Source organism: Paenibacillus turicensis (genome assembly GCF_017873435.1).
GTDB lineage: Bacteria > Bacillota > Bacilli > Paenibacillales > Paenibacillaceae > Fontibacillus > Fontibacillus turicensis.
In genome coordinates, this window is the sequence record NZ_JAGGKG010000005.1 from 204,000 (window position 1) to 223,163 (window position 19,164).

Annotated in this window: 19 protein-coding genes and 1 tRNA gene; 5 read left to right on the forward strand and 15 right to left on the reverse strand. The window is 40.0% G+C overall.

Annotated elements, in window-relative coordinates; genetic code table 11:
- The first annotated feature begins 54 nt into the window (after positions 1 to 54).
- On the forward strand, positions 55 to 1,665 hold the full coding sequence (gene spoVB, locus J2Z32_RS07530) for a stage V sporulation protein B (protein ID WP_210088566.1): 1,611 nt from the start codon (positions 55 to 57) through the stop codon (positions 1,663 to 1,665).
- A 225-nt stretch (positions 1,666 to 1,890) separates the two neighbouring features.
- Here the strand turns inward: spoVB and J2Z32_RS07535 are convergent, their stop codons facing one another.
- Positions 1,891 to 2,604 (reverse strand): DUF421 domain-containing protein, encoded by a 714-nt coding sequence (locus J2Z32_RS07535; RefSeq protein ID WP_210088567.1) that lies wholly within the window; start codon positions 2,602 to 2,604, stop codon positions 1,891 to 1,893.
- A gap of 139 nt (positions 2,605 to 2,743) precedes the next feature.
- Between J2Z32_RS07535 and J2Z32_RS07540 the strand changes: the two genes are divergently transcribed.
- Positions 2,744 to 3,136: a TIGR04086 family membrane protein gene (locus J2Z32_RS07540; RefSeq protein WP_210088568.1), complete on the forward strand. Its 393-nt coding sequence runs from the start codon at positions 2,744 to 2,746 to the stop codon at positions 3,134 to 3,136.
- A 74-nt stretch (positions 3,137 to 3,210) separates the two neighbouring features.
- Entirely contained in the window at positions 3,211 to 4,035 is an 825-nt protein-coding gene (locus J2Z32_RS07545) for a phosphatase PAP2 family protein (RefSeq protein WP_210088569.1), read from the forward strand.
- A 91-nt stretch (positions 4,036 to 4,126) separates the two neighbouring features.
- Here J2Z32_RS07545 and yajC read toward each other — a convergent pair whose 3' ends face one another.
- The 7 genes from yajC to ruvC all read right to left on the reverse strand — a co-directional run bounded on the left by yajC (position 4,127) and on the right by ruvC (position 10,971).
- Entirely contained in the window at positions 4,127 to 4,429 is a 303-nt protein-coding gene (yajC, locus tag J2Z32_RS07550; protein WP_210088570.1) for a preprotein translocase subunit YajC, read from the reverse strand.
- A 21-nt stretch (positions 4,430 to 4,450) separates the two neighbouring features.
- A complete protein-coding gene (gene tgt, locus J2Z32_RS07555; RefSeq protein WP_210088571.1) occupies positions 4,451 to 5,590 on the reverse strand; it encodes a tRNA guanosine(34) transglycosylase Tgt in 1,140 nt (379 codons plus the stop codon).
- A 20-nt stretch (positions 5,591 to 5,610) separates the two neighbouring features.
- Complete coding sequence (queA, locus tag J2Z32_RS07560) at positions 5,611 to 6,639, reverse strand: tRNA preQ1(34) S-adenosylmethionine ribosyltransferase-isomerase QueA (RefSeq protein WP_210088572.1); 1,029 nt, start codon at positions 6,637 to 6,639, stop codon at positions 5,611 to 5,613.
- 9 nt (positions 6,640 to 6,648) lie between these two features.
- A complete protein-coding gene (locus J2Z32_RS07565) occupies positions 6,649 to 8,724 on the reverse strand; it encodes a SpoIID/LytB domain-containing protein (protein ID WP_210088573.1) in 2,076 nt (691 codons plus the stop codon).
- A gap of 92 nt (positions 8,725 to 8,816) precedes the next feature.
- Positions 8,817 to 9,818, reverse strand: coding sequence for a Holliday junction branch migration DNA helicase RuvB (ruvB, locus tag J2Z32_RS07570; protein ID WP_210088574.1), 1,002 nt, complete (start codon positions 9,816 to 9,818; stop codon positions 8,817 to 8,819).
- A 23-nt stretch (positions 9,819 to 9,841) separates the two neighbouring features.
- Positions 9,842 to 10,471 (reverse strand): Holliday junction branch migration protein RuvA, encoded by a 630-nt coding sequence (ruvA, locus tag J2Z32_RS07575; RefSeq protein ID WP_210088575.1) that lies wholly within the window; start codon positions 10,469 to 10,471, stop codon positions 9,842 to 9,844.
- Entirely contained in the window at positions 10,468 to 10,971 is a 504-nt protein-coding gene (gene ruvC, locus J2Z32_RS07580; RefSeq protein ID WP_210088576.1) for a crossover junction endodeoxyribonuclease RuvC, read from the reverse strand. Before ruvC ends, ruvA begins: the two co-directional genes overlap by 4 nt.
- A 264-nt stretch (positions 10,972 to 11,235) precedes the next feature.
- Here ruvC and J2Z32_RS07585 point away from each other — a divergent pair, with 264 nt between their 5' ends.
- Positions 11,236 to 13,644 carry a glycoside hydrolase family 3 N-terminal domain-containing protein gene (locus tag J2Z32_RS07585; protein ID WP_210088577.1) on the forward strand — a complete coding sequence of 803 codons (2,409 nt, stop codon included), beginning with the start codon at positions 11,236 to 11,238 and terminating at the stop codon, positions 13,642 to 13,644.
- Between the two features lie 101 nt (positions 13,645 to 13,745).
- On the opposite strand, the gene J2Z32_RS07590 is transcribed toward J2Z32_RS07585, so the two are convergent.
- From J2Z32_RS07590 to J2Z32_RS07600, 3 genes are all read right to left on the reverse strand, one after another.
- Entirely contained in the window at positions 13,746 to 14,438 is a 693-nt protein-coding gene (locus tag J2Z32_RS07590) for a BofC C-terminal domain-containing protein (RefSeq protein ID WP_210088578.1), read from the reverse strand.
- A gap of 69 nt (positions 14,439 to 14,507) precedes the next feature.
- Positions 14,508 to 14,996, reverse strand: coding sequence for a GNAT family N-acetyltransferase (locus J2Z32_RS07595; protein ID WP_210088579.1), 489 nt, complete (start codon positions 14,994 to 14,996; stop codon positions 14,508 to 14,510).
- Positions 14,997 to 15,208: 212 nt separating this feature from the next.
- Positions 15,209 to 15,282: transfer RNA gene (locus J2Z32_RS07600), tRNA-Pro, on the reverse strand.
- Between the two features lie 177 nt (positions 15,283 to 15,459).
- Here J2Z32_RS07600 and J2Z32_RS07605 point away from each other — a divergent pair.
- Positions 15,460 to 16,011, forward strand: a complete 552-nt coding sequence (locus tag J2Z32_RS07605) for an SLOG family protein (protein WP_210088595.1) — start codon at positions 15,460 to 15,462, stop codon at positions 16,009 to 16,011.
- A gap of 133 nt (positions 16,012 to 16,144) precedes the next feature.
- Here the strand turns inward: J2Z32_RS07605 and J2Z32_RS07610 are convergent, their stop codons facing one another.
- The 4 genes from J2Z32_RS07610 to J2Z32_RS07625 all read right to left on the reverse strand — a co-directional run bounded on the left by J2Z32_RS07610 (position 16,145) and on the right by J2Z32_RS07625 (position 19,063).
- Complete coding sequence (locus tag J2Z32_RS07610) at positions 16,145 to 17,122, reverse strand: aldo/keto reductase (protein WP_210088580.1); 978 nt, start codon at positions 17,120 to 17,122, stop codon at positions 16,145 to 16,147.
- 101 nt (positions 17,123 to 17,223) lie between these two features.
- On the reverse strand, positions 17,224 to 17,550 hold the full coding sequence (locus J2Z32_RS07615; RefSeq protein WP_210088581.1) for an iron-sulfur cluster biosynthesis family protein: 327 nt from the start codon (positions 17,548 to 17,550) through the stop codon (positions 17,224 to 17,226).
- A gap of 380 nt (positions 17,551 to 17,930) precedes the next feature.
- On the reverse strand, positions 17,931 to 18,683 hold the full coding sequence (locus tag J2Z32_RS07620; protein WP_210088582.1) for a class I SAM-dependent methyltransferase: 753 nt from the start codon (positions 18,681 to 18,683) through the stop codon (positions 17,931 to 17,933).
- A 35-nt stretch (positions 18,684 to 18,718) separates the two neighbouring features.
- On the reverse strand, positions 18,719 to 19,063 hold the full coding sequence (locus J2Z32_RS07625) for a cupin domain-containing protein (RefSeq protein ID WP_210088583.1): 345 nt from the start codon (positions 19,061 to 19,063) through the stop codon (positions 18,719 to 18,721).
- Positions 19,064 to 19,164 lie beyond the last annotated feature (101 nt).

The window sequence follows — 19,164 nt, forward strand, 5'->3', positions numbered from 1 at the left end:
CCAGCATATCTATAAATAAAAGTAACCTGTCCTGTTGAAAAGAGGGAAAAATGCGTGAATAAACAAACATTTATACAAGGTGCTATGATTTTAATGGTCGCAGGGGTAATTAATCGTGTATTAGGATTTCTTCCTCGAATTTTACTACCAAGAATTATTGGTGATGAAGGAGTGGGGCTATATCAGCTTGGATATCCTTTCTTTCTTGTCATCGTCACGATCATATCAGGTGGGATCCCACTCGCAGTTGCCAAGCTAGTTGCGGAAGCTGAATCACAAGATGATAAGCAAAAATCGTCTACGATCCTTCGCAACAGTTTAGTTCTTACTTGTGGTGTGGGTGCTTTATTCACTATATTAAGCATCGTATTTGCGCCTTGGGTCAGCAATCATATTTTAACAGATCCTAGAGTGTACCAGACATTTTTAGCGATGAGTCCAATGATCGTCATTGTCGCAGCATCTTCCGTGTATCGAGGTTACTTTCAGGGGAAACAGGATATGATCCCATCGGCATTATCATCTACGTTAGAAACGATTGCAAGAATCATTTGTGGATTATGTTTTTCTTATCTCATGTTACCGATGGGACTTGCTTATGGAGCGGCAGGTGCAATGTTAGGAGTCGTTGCGGGTGAAGCTGTAGGGTTTGCCGTATTGTTGTGGCAATATTCTAAAATGCGAAAACGTGAGGGGAAGAATATTTCTAAACCTAGCTTAGACTCAGAGGAATCTGAGCAGGCACAACCAATACAACAAAACAAATCTCAAAAAGCAGGTTTTCTCGCATCAATAAAATCATTACTAACGATTGCCATTCCAGTTACAGCAGGTAGGCTGGTCGGCTCCTTATCTTATTTGCTCGAATCCATCACAACAGCTCAAGCCTTAGCAATTGCAGGGGTTGCCACTGCCGTAGCTACTGCCCAATATGGCGCACTGCAAGGTATGATTATCCCACTCATTTTGTTACCAGGTGCTTTAACAGCATCGCTAGCTACTTCTCTTGTTCCCTCATTATCAGAAGCAAAAGCAAAAGGCGACGAAAAAACGATACACCTACGTCTTCATCAGTCACTTCGACTTGCGTTACTCACAGGTGCACCTTTTGCGGCAATTATGTATGTAATCGCTGAGCCGTTATGTCTAGTCATTTTTAATCATGCAGATATTGCAGGTATGTTAAGGCTGATTGCTCCTTTTGCTATTTTTATATATGCTCAGCCACCATTGCAAGCCGCACTACAGGCACTTGATCAGCCTGGGCGTGCTTTAATTAACACGTTAATTGGAGCGATAATAAAAATTGTGCTCATTTTTTATTTAGCGGTGAATCCAAGCTTTGGCATTTATGGTGCTGTCATAGCGATTGCTGCAAATATGATTATCGTTACCTTGCTTCACAGCTATAGCATTGCACGCAAAATTCATTATCATGTTCCATTTTTAGATATTATTAAAATCGTCAGTGCTATGTTTATTATGGGTGCAGCAGGAAAATTTATTTACGAACAAGTTGTCTCAGGTGCTTCAGCCGTATCCCAAATCGTTGTGGTGTCTGGGGGCTCTGCCATTGTATATTTAATTTTACTCCTATTACTTGGCATGCTTGATATTCATGATATTAAAAGAATTCCGTTTATTAAAAAGCGGTTTAATCATTAAGCTTTCAGGCTAATTGAACGGGATAATATCGGCTCTATTTAGAAATTAGTGCTTGGCAACGAATGGAGGCTGGTAGCTACGATCCAGAGCGTTCTTGCTATTGTTGGGTTAGCAGTCAAGAACTAATTTTAAGATTGAGTCGAAATATATATAAATAAAAAAGTGCTAACCATCAAAAACAAGAACATGGTTAGCCACTTTTTTTATTCTAATCGCTCTTAAAATTTAAGCCTTTGGATCCTTTAAATTAACGTAAATATCGCCTTTATAGTCTAAGGTGCAGAAAAATACTTCTTTAAAATCCAAAACGCCTTTGGATTGAAGTTGTTGTTTGAGCCAAAATCTCGTTTGACCAATATCCTCCAAATTTTCATGCTGTACAACTCCATCCATAATTAAAGGAATGGGCAAGGCACTATATTTTATGTTTGACAATAAGTAGCGGTTTCCATTTGTTTTTTTAAAGTTTTTACCAGGTTTTTTATCTGGTTTAGGTAACACACTTAATTGTCCACTTGTTTCTAAAACAGCGAACTCAACGTCATTAATGCTGCCAATATTTTGGGAACGTAACTGCATAAGCAAATCATCCAAATTATACCTTTGTTTTTTCATTTCATGTTGATTAATTTCTCCATGTTTAATAATGACACTTGGTTTGCCATCAACAAAAACTCTTAACTTACGACTATATAAGGAGAGCTGAGAGAGTGAGATTTGAACAACAACCAGTACAATGATCGGAATAAAACCTTCATACAGCGGACGAGACAAATCATCAATGACAAATACTCCAATTTCCGCAATCATGATGGAAATAACTAAATCAAAAATGGATAATTCTCCAATCTCTCTTTTCCCCATAATTCTCATGGAAGCAAAGACAGTAAAGTACATTAAAAGGGTACGAATCACATGGTTCAAAATATGTGCTGTCATCGTAAACCTCCACTTGCTAAGTATTTGGCTATAACAATTTCTATAGTGTGACCTGTTTTCAAAATATTATGAGACATGCTGTAATAACTAGCTACTTTGCACCATAAAATGAAGTATTACAATGATTGGAGGACATGTTATGCAACTTATTCGCCGACTTGCTTCATTCCGCCTAGAACACCCTATACTTTCTGGACTATGGTATGCCTTCTTATGGATGATGATGGGGGCACTTGTATTATCCTTGCTTCTGCAATGGGATATACTTGAAGAAATTAGTCTGCCTAATTTCACTTATATTATTCATGCAATTTCTCTTTTGATTGGTGGGATCGTCGCGGGTAAACGTTCATCGCGTAAGGGCTGGTATCAAGGAGCTGTCACAGGCTTTATGTATGGCATTCTTTTGATACTGACAAGCTTCCTTGCACTTGATAGCTCCATCACATGGTCTGATCTAACATTATTATTGCCAACGATGTGCATCAGCGCCTTTGGCGGGATGATTGGGGTCAACTTGAGTAAAAAATAATAAATGAATTTCTGTTTATTGTCCTCCTGTGGTAAACTATAGTCTTGAGATGGGAGACACAAGGAGGTTTCATATTGGTTATATTTCAATCCATGCCAATGATTTCGATGGTCACTACTTTTGTGACACTGATTCTCATATGGATAAGCACATTAAAAAATCCGTTTAAAGCTTTTTGGGCATTAGGAAAACAATTTATTGCTTCTCGTAAATTTTTGATTCTTGTCCTTGCAATGATTGGTGTACTTCTTATTAATAGCTGGGAACTTCAATGGGAAGAAGCGATGAATTACAGTGCTGATTTTACGCCACTCATATATAATCTTGAAGGTCATTTTATTCAAAACTTTCAACAACTATTTCATTCACAATGGCTTAACATTGTATGTGCTATTTTTTATGTTATCGTTTTTCAAGGTTTAATTATTGCTTCACTTGCGGTTTATGCCTCAGATAACAACAAAATTTCGATGTATGCAACCTGTTGTACTGTAATGATTAACTATATGGTTGCAATTCCCTTTTATTTGTTTGTTCCGGTCCATGAAGTATGGTCATATGCACCATCAGGTTCAATATTTTATATGCTTGAGGTATTTCCTAAATTTAACGAGGTTTATCGTCAATTTTCTGGTATTGACAACTGCTTTCCAAGTTTACATACCTCAATTTCAGTATCTATGGCTATTTTAGGTTTCCGTTCTGGGAATAAGATTTGGAAAATAGTAACGATGGTTTCTGCAGCTATTATCGTATTTTCAACCCTCTATTTTGCAATTCACTGGGTAAGCGATATGCTTGCGGGCTTAGTTTTAGCTAGTGTTGCAACAACGTTAGGAACAAAATGGGCAACACGCATTCATCGTGGTAAGGCAATCTCACATTCTTTATCGCAATAATAAAACCTTTGGATTTTAATCGCACATAAAAAAGCCACATTCGGAATGAAAAATAACTTTCATCCAGAATGTGGCTTTTTCGTTAAAACATTTAGCTGATGTTAATCGCGTGACTAATTGCACTACGTTCAAATGTAAGCTTAGTTACATCATTAACAAGTAAAACTACAGTCTCATTCGTGATTTCTTGGATTGTACCATGTAAACCACCAATAGTTACAATCTTATCACCCTTCTTTAACGTACTAAGCATTTGATTTCTTGATTGTTGTTTTTTCTTTTGCGGACGAATCAACACAAAATAAAATACCCCAAACATAAATGCAAATGATAAAACCATAGTAATCAAGCTACTTGATCCCCCACCTGCTCCTGCTGCTGCATACTGAAACATGAATATCCCTCCAAGTTATAATTAAAAGCCTTTGGTATTACCATGTAGGCCATATTGCTCAAAAAACTCATCCCGAAAATCAAGCAAACGATCCTCCCGAATTGCCTGACGCACCTGTTTCATCAAATTAATTAGGAAGTGCAAATTATGATACGAAGTCAGACGAAGTCCAAACGTCTCATCAGCTTTAATCAAATGACGTAAATAAGCACGTGAATAATTCCGACATGTATAACAATCACATTCAGGATCAAGTGGACCAAAGTCTCGTTCAAACTTAGCATTACGAATAACAAGCCTTCCTTGACTTGTCATCGTTGTCCCATTACGCGCAATACGTGTTGGTAATACGCAATCAAACATGTCAACACCACGAATGGAGCCTTCAATAAGCGCATCTGGTGAACCTACGCCCATCAAGTAACGAGGCTTGTTAGTAGGCAGTAGTGGCACTGTATAATCCAGCACCTCATACATTAAATGCTTAGGTTCGCCCACACTCAGTCCACCAATAGCATAACCTGGAAAATCAAGTGAAGTCAAATCCTTTGCACTTTGTTTACGTAAATCTTCGAACATCCCACCTTGCACAATGGCAAACAAACCTTGATCTTGAGGTCTTGCATGACTTTCTAAGCAACGCTCCGCCCAACGAGACGTACGCTCAAGCGAATGCTTCACATAATCATATTCGGCAGGATAAGGTGCACATTCATCAAAGGCCATCATAATATCAGAGCCTAACGCATTTTGAATTTCCATCGCCACCTCTGGTGATAAAAATAATTTATCTCCATTTAGGTGAGAGCGAAAATGAACGCCTTCCTCTGTAATTTTACGCATTTCACTCAAAGAGAAAACTTGAAAACCACCACTATCTGTTAAAATAGGGCGATCCCAATTCATAAATTTATGCAAACCACCCGCTTCACGCACGATGTCATGTCCTGGACGCAAAAATAAATGATACGTATTACTTAAAATAATTTTTGCTTCCATTTCCTTTAATTCTTCGGGACTCATCGTTTTCACGGTTGCTTGGGTGCCTACAGGCATAAAAATTGGTGTTTCAAAGGAACCATGTGGCGTATGCACCACACCTAAACGAGCACCAGACTGCTTACACGTTTTAATATGTTCATAGGTTATTGCTGCGCTCAATCTCATCATCCATCCTCTATTTAATAAATAAACATTGCGTCACCAAAGCTAAAAAAGCGATAACGCATTTCAATTGCTTCACGATAAGCAGCTAACACATGCTCACGACCCGCAAGAGCACTTACCAGCATTACTAGCGTAGATTTAGGCAAATGGAAGTTGGTCAGCATGGCATCCACCAAGCCAAATTTATAGCCTGGATAAATAAAGATGCCTGTCCAGCCACTAGTTTCTACAACGGGACCATCGCCAATTTGCCCCGCAACGGTCTCAAGTGTACGTGCAGACGTAGTACCAACTGCAATAATACGACCCCCACGTGCTTTCGTTTCATTTAGAATTTGAGCCGTCTCTTTAGACAACATATAAAATTCCTCATGCATGACATGATCTTCTATACGATCTACGGACATGGGTCTAAATGTGCCTAAACCAACATGCAGTGTAATGAAGGTAATTTGCACGCCCATATCTGCGATTTTCTGTAAAAGCGACTCTGTAAAATGTAGGCCTGCTGTAGGCGCCGCCGCAGAACCTTCGTGCTTGGAATATACGGTTTGATAACGCTCACGATCATCGAGCTTTTCTTTGATATAAGGTGGCAAAGGCATCTGACCAAGGCGATCTAAAATCTCATTAAAAATGCCTTGATAGGAAAACTTAAGCACACGCCCTCCCATATCACTTTCATCTTCAATGATTGCCGTTAGCTCATCACTAAATACAATCTCCGACCCTTTTTTTAGCTTTTTGCCGGGCTTCACTAATGCCTCCCAGCGATCTTCTCCTAGATCTTTAAGCAAAAGCACTTCTGCTTTCGCACCTGTATCCTTTTTCACACCAAACATTCTAGCAGGAATTACCCGTGTATCATTAAGCACTAAGGTGTCGCCCGGCTTCAAATACGATAATAGATCATTAAACGTATGATGCTCCGTCTCTCCAGTTTGCTTATTTAGCGTTAAAAGACGAGAAGCACTTCGTTCTAAAAGTGGCGTCTGAGCAATTAATTCCTCTGGTAGATCAAAATCATACAACTCTACATCCATAGTTTATCTTCATTCCTTAATTATAGTTACATTTTGATAGTAATGCTTCAATATATCCTCATAGCTATAACCTGCATCAGCTAAGCCTTTTGCACCCCATTGGGACATTCCAATGCCATGACCATAACCACGACCAACAAACATGAAATTATTACTATTATCAACCACTCGTGCTTGCTCCGCACCTAATATGACCATTTGCTTTGCACTTGCTGTCTGAGCTCCATTTGCAGTCATTACCGTCGATGTATTGACTGTAGTGCTTGTAGCTACACTATTACCAGCACCTTGTACAGTATACATTCCAGTTGGCACAATATCAAACAATGTGCTTGGTAAGCCACCTAATGCAGAACGCCAGCTATCAGGATACTTAATTTTCAAGTCTTTTCCGTCCGCAGTAAGCTGAAGCACTCGACCAGAAGGCCCTCGCTGGGATACTGTTAAATTAGAAATGGAGGCTGGAACAGCAGTCGTTAGCTTCCCTGTTAACGACTTTACTAATTGAGCAGAGGTAAACGGCCCTCGCATCCAGTCATATTCATTAGATTGAGCCACCGTCGCTAGCACAACGACCTGTTGACCATTATTTAATGTCCCTACGCCAGCAACATTAGATTGAATAAGAGGAAGTGGACGTACATTTACACCATTAGCCGTTGCTTTTGCATAAGGGAGTCCTGCATTGTTGGATGAACCTGTTAAGGTTACATTGTCTTCACGAACATAACCAGCTACACCACTTGGCATTTGTATATAATACCATGATTTTAACGCACTTTGAGACACATTATCCTCTTTACTAGGCACACTTGCAAAAACAGGGTCAACATTCCCCCAAGCCTCTGTAGAGTCTGCGGATACCCCACCACTATTAGAAGAGAAAATACCTTCTACTACTTTACCATTAGCGTAGATTACTTCACCTTCAGTAGCATCTACGGCAGAAGTAACACTAGCGACTTCCTTTTCAGTTCCGTTATACACCTGACTTAAAGTCGTATCTACTAAACCTGCTACTTTAAATTTATTTACCTTCATATTAAATTTTGCAAAGCTACGTGCAGCTACCGCTTGTGCTTTAAGGGCCTCCGCTCCCCATGAGCTAGGCACTTCAGCCGCAACAACAGAATACAAATATTGATTCATTGGTAACTCATTCACTAAAGCAAGTTGACCCGTAAGCACACTAATCTCGAAATTCCCACGATACTTGCGATTAGAGCGTTCTACCACCTGAGTTGGTAGATTACTAGAATTAGTAATACTTAAAATTGGGTTGCTCCCATAAACAGCATAATGAGACACTGGAGAGGGAGCAGACAAGTTAAGAGTTACCTCCTGATGACTTAAAAGTGCCATGGACACTTGATCAGGTGTAACAAGCGTTGTTCCTCCTCCAGCTTGTGCCACTTCAGCTTTGCGCCCAGCAAGCGAAGTATCATCCACTTCTCCACCTGCCCAGACTGCAAAGCTACTGCTATCCTTAACAGCAATATAAGCATCCACATTAGCATCCATCAGCTTACTTTGCATCGCTAACGCTTGATCACGAGAATTATATTGCCCTGCTTCGTAATAATATGGACCTTTTGCTGTTGCTTTTTGCCCACCTAGCTCACTTGCAAGAGTCGATGACACCCGAGTAGCAGCCGTATTTGCTTCTGCTTTACTGCCATAAGGACCGGTATAAATTTGATATACGTTACCTTGAGAGGTATTGGTCATATAAGCAACAGGCTTGTCTGACGTTGCTTGCAACTTTTTAATAGCGGCAGCAATGTTAGCCCAGTTAGTGCTTTGCATTGCTTTAACCTTAAAGCTATCAATACTAAATCTAGTTGTCTCATTATTGCTAGATTGAAGCCATGGCGAACCCGTAGGACCAATTTGCAATCCACCCTCACCTTTTAGTGTAACGACAGGAACGGTTAATTTATAATTGCTGTCTGTATTCACGAATAAAGCAACTCGCACATTTTCTTCATTAGCATGTGTAGTCACAGCAGGTATACTTGTCCACAACATTACAGCTGCAAGTAAGCTAGCACCTACAGCTAAAATTTTTCTTCTTTTCGTTTTCATCATGCACTTCCTCTCTGCATTAAAATATATTCTTTTAAAATCCACACTAATATACTCACCACTTGTTGATCATAAAAACTTTATTCTTAATTTCACATCTCAGGTAGAGGTAATCCTAAATGATGATACGCAGCAGCAGTCACTGTTCTTCCTCTAGGGGTCCGCTGAATAAAACCAATTTGCATCAAATAGGGCTCATACACGTCTTCAATCGTCTGACTTTCTTCCCCAATCGTCGCCGCAATCGTATCCAGGCCAACTGGCCCCCCTCGAAAGCTAGTAATCATCGCATTCAACATTTTGTGATCGATTAAATCAAGCCCCATCGGGTCAACCTGTAGCATCTTTAACGATTCCTTGGCAATATCAGGCGTAATCATGCCGTCTCCACGTACTTGTGCATAGTCTCTTACCCGTTTCAGCAAGCGGTTAGCAATACGAGGGGTCCCTCTTGACCGAAGTGCAATTTCATCTGCGGCATCGCCAATAATTTCGATTCCAAAAATATCTGCACCACGTGAAACAATGTAGCTTAGCTCCTCCATCGTATACAGCTCTAATCGGCTAACAACACCAAAACGATCGCGGAGTGGCGCAGATAACAGTCCTGCACGTGTAGTAGCCCCAATCAATGTAAATGGAGGCAAGTCTAGCCGCACGGATCTAGCACTTGGGCCCTTACCGATCATAATATCCAGCGCATAATCCTCCATAGCAGGATACAAAACCTCCTCTACCGAGCGATTTAAACGATGAATTTCATCGATAAAAAGCACATCACCTTCTTGTAAGTTCGTTAATAGTGCCGCCAAGTCGCCAGGTCGTTCGATCGCAGGGCCTGAGGTTGTTCTAAGGCTTACTCCTAGCTCATTTGCAATAATGTTCGCAAGCGTCGTTTTACCAAGCCCCGGCGGGCCATATAGCAATACGTGGTCTAGCGCTTCCTTGCGCATTTTGGCTGCCTCAATATATATTTTCAAGTTTTCCTTCACTTGATTTTGTCCGATATACTCCGCTAAATAACGAGGGCGAAGACTGAATTCAACCGCCTGATCCTCCATCATCAGATTCGCAGAAATTATGCGATCATCCACCTATTTTTCCTCCTCTCTTTCACTTATGAGCCTGCATACAGCAGTTTAAGCGCCTTCTTCATGACAACATCAATGCTATCGTTAGCAGAAATCTGATCATGCAATTTCTTCCATGCCGAGTCAAGCTCTGAATCTGTATACCCTAGCGCCTTGAGGCCTTCTCTTGCCTCTTGCCAGCTAGAGCTAGACTCTTTGGCACTCGCTTCCACAACAGCAAAGTCATCAAATAATGAGGGAGCCCCCATATCCTTCAATTTATCTTTGAGATCTAGGATCATCCGTTGTGCGGTTTTTTTCCCGATCCCAGGTAACTTAATTAAGAAATTAATATTTTCTTGATGAATCGCTGCGATAACGGCATCAGGATTGCCACCGCTTAAAATCCCTAAGGCAACCTTCGGTCCAATTCCAGAAACCTCGATAAGCTTACGGAATAAACGTCGTTCCTCTTGACTCGTAAAACCAAATAATAAAATGGCGTCCTCACGTACATGATGATGCGTATAAATCGTTACCACTGAGTTAGGTTTCGTGCTTTTTGCACTATAGTAAAATGGATTAGGACAATAAACCTGATAACCTACACCTTGCACATCAAGCGCCACATAATCAGCTTCAATGTACGCTACTTCCCCCCGTAAAAAATCAATCATGATTTTAATACCTCATTTATTTTAGAATTTAGTGTGTATGAATGTGCATGACAAATCGCTACTGCAAGTGCATCTGCTACATCATCTGGCTTAGGTATCGCTTGTAGCTTCAAAAACATACGGGTCATTTCCTGAACCTGTTTTTTTTCAGCTTTTCCATACCCAACGATCGCTTGCTTCACCTGCATAGGCGTATATTCTGCAATGGGTAAACCTTTTTGCTTTGCAGCTAAAATAAGCACCCCTCTAGCCTGACTCACAGACATCGCATTGGTGACATTCCGATTAAAAAATAGCTTTTCAAAGGCAACCGTATCTGGTTTATATTTCTCTATCAATTGTACCATTGCTTCATAAACATGCAGTAGACGCTCCTCATCTGGTGTATGTGCCTCTGTCTGAATACAGCCATATTGAACGGGAGTGATTTTATGTCCCACTTTATCTATAAACCCAAAGCCCACAATGGCAATCCCCGGGTCAATTCCTAATATTCTCACGACTTTTCCTCTCCCCACCTTCAAGCTAACCGAACATATGTATTCATTATACACAATTCATGCCTATCAGACATAGATAAGCTGTATCTATTTTGCTTCTATCTATTTTACATTAGTTCTTGGATAATAGTTGTGGTATTCTGCTATTTTTTGTGCAAAACGAATAGTATAATAAGAAATACAATCATTAAAGCGCATACATACATTTACTTCATCCTTGATTGCTTGAGTTTTCATAATTGAAAAAAGAGGAGAATTAATAAAATGACAACTGCAATTTATCGTAATTCATCCTACTCATGGCAACAACGAACAGAAGATTTAATCTCTAACATGACTTTACCAGAAAAAATTGCTCAGCTCACCTCGACACGTTTAGGGGATTTACTTACGAGTGTAGAGCACTTTACCTTCTCAGCAGAGCTAGCGACAAGCCATATCCCACATGGATGTGGGTATATTGCCCGTATCGGTGGAGCGACAGATCTGTTACCGCATGAAATAGCAAAGGTCATGAATACCATTCAGCGACATTTTATTGAGGGCACACGCCTAGGCATTCCCGTATTTTTTATGACAGAGGCGACCTCAGGAGTACTTAGTCGAGGACATACCCTATATCCACAAAATATCGGAGCGGGTGCAATGTTTGATGAAGCACCAATCACTAAGATGGCAGATGCGATGCGCCAGGAAATGCTCGCGACAGGTGAACGTTGGGCGCTGGGCCCCGTCATTGATGTAATTCGTGATCCACGTTATGGAAGATGTGAGGAATCCTTTAGTGAAGATTTTTACTTAACAAGTCAATATGGTGTTGCCTATGTTCAGGGTCTGCAATCTCAAGATCTATCCCAAGGTGTTATTTCTACATTAAAGCATTTTGTTGCCCAAGGGATTAGTGATGGGGGGCGCAACTGTGCACCAATCCATGTGACTGAACGTGAACTGCTAGACGGATATGCCATTCCTTTTGCGGCTACGATTCGTGATGGAGGTGCTTTAAGTGTAATGGCAGCTTATCATAGCATTGATCAAATTCCCGTTCACGCTTCTTCCACTCTTTTACGAGACATGTTACGGGATAAGCTTGGCTTTACAGGAATTACACTATCCGATGGAACAGGTATTCAGCTTATCAACTCATTTCATGATTATTGCCGTACACAAGAGGAAGCAACAAAACTTGCGATAGAGGCAGGCATTGAATGTGAGATTGATTTTATGTTTGCAAAATATTTACAGGACTTAGTTGAAAAAGAAATCGTAGAAGTTGCACTTGTAGATGCCGCAGTCTATAAAATATTATCGCTCAAATTCCGCATGGGCTTGTTTGATCATCCTTATGTTGATGAAGAAAAAGTTGATGTATCCCTTTGTACGCCAGAAATGATCGCCATATCTAAGGAAATGGCGCTCCGTTCGATGACCTTGCTCAAAAATGAAGGGCTGCTTTTACCTCTAGACCCAACTAATCCTAAGCTGCGAAAAGTCGCTGTTATAGGGCCACTAGCACATAGCAAAAAGTTTGCGTATAGCGATTACTCCTATCCTTCACATATAGAAGATATGTTTAGAGGGGCTGAAAATTTATCAGAGGAAGAGATGCTCACAAAGGCACTATTTTTTAAAAAGCAACAAACACGTTATGAGGATTTGTATCACGACATCCCCACCGTATATGAGGCATTAAAGCTAGCTTTGCCACACACGGAGGTCGTGTATGCCCAAGGACTTAAGGATACCTTTAACTATCATAACAGCCCAGATTTTGAGCAAATTGAAGACGCTGTCGCGATCGCTCAGGATGCAGATGTGATTATCGCGGTATGTGGGGATACAAGTGGCATGGGAGGGACCAATGATAGTGGTGAATCTACAGACCGTATTGAAATTGGCTTATCCCATGAGCAAAAAAGGCTACTCCGCGCGTTACATGCTACGGGACGTCCTGTCGTATTAGTATTATGCAACGGTCGTCCACTAGAGCTGTTAGAGGAAAGCAACACGATGAAGGCTATTCTTGAGGCATGGAAGCCAGGGATGTGCGGAGCAGAAGCCATCGTTGAAACATTAATTGGTATGAACAACCCAGGTGGCAAGCTTGCTGTCACTTTGCCTAAAGCGCTTGGTCAGGTGCCTGTGTACTACGCTCAGCTAGCAACAGGCCATAAACAATTTTGGCGGCAAACCTACTTAGAAATGGACGTAGCTCCACTTTACCCGTTTGGTTATGGCCTTAGCTATACATCGTTTGAAGCAAGCGAGGTGGAAATGCTACAGCACAAAGATGGGATTACGGTTAAGGCAACAATTACGAATACAGGAGCATGTGCTGGTGATGAGGTGGTGCAGGTTTATGTACGTAAAAAGTACGCAAGCGTGCTTCAGCCTGAACGTGAATTAAAGGCATACAAGCGAATTACAATAGCGCCAAAAGAAGCAGCAATGTTGACCTTCGAAATTGCTTATGATTCCCTTGGTTACCACAACGTAAATATGGAGCTTGGCTTAGAGAACATCCAGCTTGATGTATTACTAGGTTTCTCATCGCAAGATATTGTCACAGAGCAACAATTTGAGCTACAGTTGGCACAAGGATTTCGTCCAATTACTAAACCTGTGTATACAAATAAAGTTTTCGTTACAAAAACACAAGTGAATAACGCTTAAGTTACAACAGAATCGTTGATCAAAATAGTTGATCAATGATGTGAAAATGTAAAAAAGCTTCTAGCTCACACTCTATCGTGGATGGCTAGAAGCTCTTTTTATCATTTTGACTCCGTTTGCGTAATAACTCCTTCAGTTGCACCTACCGCAAATTCACTAAACGTAGATAATACACTATCAAATTCCTCTACATCCTGAACGCGTATCCCTTTACGGATTTGCTCCATTTCCTTTTGCGGCAATACACTTTCCATCGTTTCTACATCAAGTTGAAAAAAAGTTTTCAGCACCTTTTCTTCTTTTGGCGAACCGTCAAATAAACTTAAATTGCCTAACCGATCAATCCCAAAATATCCATTTCGCTCACATTCCGTAGACAATGCATTTACATGCTCCTCCAGCCACACATCCCCACCATTTCCGATCCGTCCGATCCAGTCAGGATGCTCCTTTAACAACGATGTGATTTCATCTGGCTTCATAATGCCTAACACCGTCGTTTCCTCTCCACATATATATTTTTTACTCAAATGTACAATTTTAGCTTGACCTGAACGTTGGATATCTTTAAGCCAATCGGGCGTAACTTCATCCTGCAATTTAGTATCCTGTAGCAAGCCTAACGTTTCCTTCACAATCGGTTCACTTGTCATTAAAGCTTCCATCTGCTTAGAAAGCGCAAGTCCTTTCCAAGCCATAATTGCAACAAGGAAACAGGCTAGACCTGTCCAAATCGCTCTACGCCACCTTCTCATTCGTCTTCTTAGATGCTTACTTATCGCGAAGATATTCACGTTATATCCCCTTCTATCGGTCATTATTTAATGTTTAGTTTGACCTTAGACAGTAGGAAATATACACCATTAGACATGATGTCTTATTTTTTTCACGAGCAATAACTCATCACAAATCGGGATATTATCATAACCAAGCAGAGGAATTTGCGGTTTTATTTTTCTTGCCTCTACCACAGCATCAGAATAAACCTTTTGAATTCGATACCCTCGTTTTTGGTAAAATTTCAAGGCTCTTAAATTGTCATTGGTCGTAATTAGCTTCACATTTTCACAATGAAGGCGGTTTGCTTCCTGCTCTATCATCACTAGTAGCTGACCTCCAATACCTTGACCCTCATTCAAGCTATCTAAAGAAATAATTTCTAGCTCTTGTTCTCTATGAACATATGTAATTAGTCCAACAATGTCCTCATCAGCATCAAGTGCAGCATATCCATCTAATTCATCACCCTGATACACTCCAGAGGATATAACCATCTCAGCACTTCCCCACTGGGTTGCAAAAAACTGCGTAATCAGCGCTCTATTTATTTTTTTAGTCGAAACAATATTCACACTAACGCCTCCTTGTAGAAAAACTATTCTATTTAGGTTCACATTTAAAAATTTATATGAATTAGATTATATTTATCGATGAATCAACTTTAACATAAGCAGGTTATCAGCACACTATAATTGTGTCATAACAAAAAAAGACTTAACAAGAAAATTAATTTCTCGTTAAGCCTTTTCTGTAGGGCTTATTACATAAGCCAATCTTACAATTATCGGGACGACACGATTTGAACATGCGACCCCCTGGTCCCAAACCAGGTGCTCTACCAAGCTGAGCTACGTCCCGAAAGTAGTATATCCTCAGAAAGGATAACAAGAAGATAATACCATAAATAAAATAGTAACGCAACACTTTTTTATGATATAAGAAGCTATAGTGATATAATAGAATAGAGATTATAGATTATAGAATCCAATAGATCCTCAATTTAAAACTATTTTTAGGAGAGACAACCTAATTATGATCAAAAATCTGCTTGTCACTGGCTATCGCGCACAAGAGCTTGGTATCTTTAACCAAAAGCATGCTGGCATTCCTTTTATAAAGCAAGCCATTATGAATAGACTTATGCCTCTTATCGATCAAGGGTTAGAATGGGTCATTACTGGAGGGCAATACGGTGTAGACTTGTGGGCCTGTGAGGTTGCACTTACACTAAAGCAACAATTTCCCCAGCTTAAATGTGCGATCATTACTGCTTTTAGTAATCAAGAAAGTAAATGGAGTGAAGAAAAGCAACTTTATTATGAAGGAATCACTACAAAGGTAGACTTTGTTACTTCGGTAAGTAAAGAGGAATACAGTGGTAGCTGGCAATTTTCAGCAAGAGATGATTTATTGCTTCGTAAAACAGACGGTATTTTACTGTTATATGATGAAGAAAATGGAGCGGCTAGCCCTAAATACATTAAAGAGCGTGCTAGAAAAAAAAGTATGGTGGATGGCTATCAATTGTTTATCATTACCCCTGAGGAGATTCAAGACATTGCGAATGAATCTAGCTTAGAATATTAATTTTATGATTGGATAAATGTATGGCTTTAGCCCTATTAAAGTCCGATTGCTGTAAATCCGCACAAATTGAAGTCACAACCGGACTATAAAAGGCTTCTTGATTTATTAAAGAAAGTTTAATCCAGTAAAGTGATTACCAAGAATAAGCTTCTGGGGCTGGTCCACCTGGTCCAGGGAAAATATCATTTAGTTTAGCTAATACTTCTTCTGTAAGGACGACATCCACAACACGTAATGAATCCTCTAGTTGCTCCAGTGTTCTTGGTCCGATAATCGGAGCGGTTATTGCCTTGTTAGACAATACCCAAGCGAGGGCAACCACGTCCTCTGCTTCATCAAGCTCTTGGCATAAAGTCGCAAACTGTTCTAGCTGTGTACGATGCTTTTCGATCTCCTCTGTTTTTTTACTACGTTTTCCTGTTCCCGCTAAAGCGTTACGCCCTAACAATCCACTTGCAAGTGGGCTCCAAGGAATGACACCAAGCCCATGATGTTCTGCTGATGGAATTACTTCAAGCTCTGGTGTTCGCTGCAATAAATTATAGAGATGTTGTTCAGACACAAGCCCTTGGAAATGACGTTCCTTTGCCGCAGCTTGTGCTAACGCAATATGCCAGCCTGCAAAGTTGCTAGAGCCGATATAGTCTACCTTACCTTGCTGAACTAGGGATTCAAAAGCCCCCCATAACTCATCCCAACCTACATTTCGGTCGATATGGTGCATTTGATATAACTCCACATGATCGGTTTGTAGTCGCTTAAGCGAGGCTTCAAAGCTTCTTCTTATTTTATAACCTGACAGCCCTCTTGCATCATTTGGACCATCCAACTCATTATTCATATTTCCATATACTTTAGTTGCTAGCACAACCTTTTCACGTCTGCCTCCACCTTGCTTGAACCAACGTCCTAAAATTTCTTCAGTTAGTCCTTTTCGATCCTCAGCTCCACCATAAACATTTGCGGTGTCAAAAAAGTTAATGCCCGCATCTAAAGCCGCATCCATAATTTTATATGCCTCTTTTTCCTCTGTTTGTGTGCCAAAATTCATAGTCCCTAAACATAGACGACTTACCTTAAGTCCTGACTTACCTAAATACGTATATTGCATCAAAAAGTCCTCCTTAAAAGATTTTTAATTTTAGCATAGGTGTATCATAGTTATGTCCCTATGTTTTACTATAAACCTTAAAGTAGACTTTAACTCAATAATTACTTTTCAACTCGTAAATCTCTAATTTGAACACGAGTGCCGTAGTTGGAATTGTCACTAAACAATTTAAACGTAGGGAATTCTGGATCACCCTCTAAATATAATTGCTCATTATAAAAAATTTGATGCTGCTGGTCTACAATAAAATGGAACTGGTCTGAGGGGACGTTCAAATCAGTTTGTAATGGGGCATCAACAAGCAACAGCACATTGATCCCTTCACATCCACAACCTTCTGTATCATAAAAAATTTTAAAATATCCAGGACGCTCCCCTAGTGCAGTAGCAAGTTTGTGGCCAGCCAACTCATCTAGTTTGATATGCATGTAATGCCCAACTCCTTATTTGTTTAAATTTAATATTACACAATTTGAAATCAAGTAAAAATTCCTAGGGTTTCAATTGTGGTAACCAACAGATAGGGGGGCTACCCGATAAAGTGGAATCTTGTTTAAAATTAAATTTTCAAGAAAATACTAAAATTTTGGTTCATCGTTTAAATTCGTGGTTGACCAACAACCCAAGCTAGCGAAGGAACAGAGAGATTCTGGAAAAGCGGAGCGTTCGTCTCTTAAAATCAAATTCCATCCATAAATATACTTCAATATAGGAATCTGATTTTAACAACGATTGGAAGAACTCTCTGTTTCGTAGCTTCCATCTCCATTATGGTCAACCACGAATTTTATTTTGAATCTACTTTTCACTATTTTCTACTAGCCACCGCAATATACTCCATCTTCACCTCAGGATGATTAAAAAAGGAATACATTTTTTTGAACATGCCACGATTTTCTTTTTTAAGACCATTGCTAATGATCTTTAAGGTTCCTAATAGACCCTCATCACGAATCATACCTTTAGGGGACATCAGGCTCATATCCCCATGAGAGGTCGAGACTGCAAAACCCTCCTCTTTAAACACCTGCTCCCAACGGCTTAAAGTTAATGGCTCAACATTGACATGAATCGTTTTGCGTAACGCCTCAATCGTGTCCGCCATATCCTCTTTAGCAAGCATCACATCATGCGTAAGCAAGATGCCACCCGGCTTAAGTACACGATAATATTCTGAGATCGCCTTTTGCTTTGATTTACCGTTTAACATCGTTAACATTGCTTCATTAAAAACAACATCAAACGTTTCATTCTCAAATGGTAATTTCATAGCGTTGGCTTGTTGAAGTGTAATTTTATGTTCTAGGTTGTTACTTGCAATGTTGTGTCTTGCCTTTTCCAGCACACGTGGATCCATATCTACCGCTGTAATGTGACAACCATATGTTTTAGCAAGCTCCATCGAGGTGGTACACATGTTACATGCAACTTCAAGCACTTTCTTACCTTCATTTAAATTTGCTTGCTCTATTAACCAGTTGGTAGCCTTAATCCCACCCGGTCGCAGGCGTTTTTTGCCAAGTCTAGCTAAAAAGGTGTGTCCTACCTCATGTTTTGTCATCTCGTCCCCTCCTCTCCTCTTACCGTGCTACAAAACTAAGGCTTTACAATAATTAAAAGCATTTTGAATGAATCTTCTACTGCTCGTAAACCATGCGGAATTGTAGATGGCATAATGATCGTTTCACCTGCACGTACGTTATACACATCATCACCAATAGTAATTTCAGCAACACCTTCAATGACATTAACCATCGCATCTCCTGGGGAGGAATGCTTTTTAATTTCTTGCCCTTTATCTAAAGCAAACAAAGTCATCCCGAAATTAGGGCGTTGAACCAACGTCATGCTAGAAGTTTGTTGTGGTTCAACAGTCACTTGTTGATCTAATCTAATTACACTTGCTTGCTCTAAATTTCTGATTAATGTTTGATTTTCCATATCAAATTCCTCCCACTATAAATTAATATTTTCTCTTGTTTGCTCACTCGTTCTCAGGTTTTCATTCATTGACAGAATGGCAGTTGGAGAAGTCATGTAAG

Coding starts and splice junctions, on each gene's coding strand:
- J2Z32_RS07535 (WP_210088567.1), bottom strand. CDS start 2,604: ATGACAGCACATATTTTGAACCATGTGATTCGTACCCTTTTAATGTAC.
- J2Z32_RS07540 (WP_210088568.1), top strand. CDS start 2,744: ATGCAACTTATTCGCCGACTTGCTTCATTCCGCCTAGAACACCCTATA.
- yajC (WP_210088570.1), bottom strand. CDS start 4,429: ATGTTTCAGTATGCAGCAGCAGGAGCAGGTGGGGGATCAAGTAGCTTG.
- queA (WP_210088572.1), bottom strand. CDS start 6,639: ATGGATGTAGAGTTGTATGATTTTGATCTACCAGAGGAATTAATTGCT.
- J2Z32_RS07565 (WP_210088573.1), bottom strand. CDS start 8,724: ATGAAAACGAAAAGAAGAAAAATTTTAGCTGTAGGTGCTAGCTTACTT.
- ruvA (WP_210088575.1), bottom strand. CDS start 10,471: ATGATTGATTTTTTACGGGGGGAAGTAGCGTACATTGAAGCTGATTAT.
- J2Z32_RS07585 (WP_210088577.1), top strand. CDS start 11,236: ATGACAACTGCAATTTATCGTAATTCATCCTACTCATGGCAACAACGA.
- J2Z32_RS07610 (WP_210088580.1), bottom strand. CDS start 17,122: ATGCAATATACGTATTTAGGTAAGTCAGGACTTAAGGTAAGTCGTCTA.
- J2Z32_RS07615 (WP_210088581.1), bottom strand. CDS start 17,550: ATGCATATCAAACTAGATGAGTTGGCTGGCCACAAACTTGCTACTGCA.
- J2Z32_RS07620 (WP_210088582.1), bottom strand. CDS start 18,683: ATGACAAAACATGAGGTAGGACACACCTTTTTAGCTAGACTTGGCAAA.
- J2Z32_RS07625 (WP_210088583.1), bottom strand. CDS start 19,063: ATGGAAAATCAAACATTAATCAGAAATTTAGAGCAAGCAAGTGTAATT.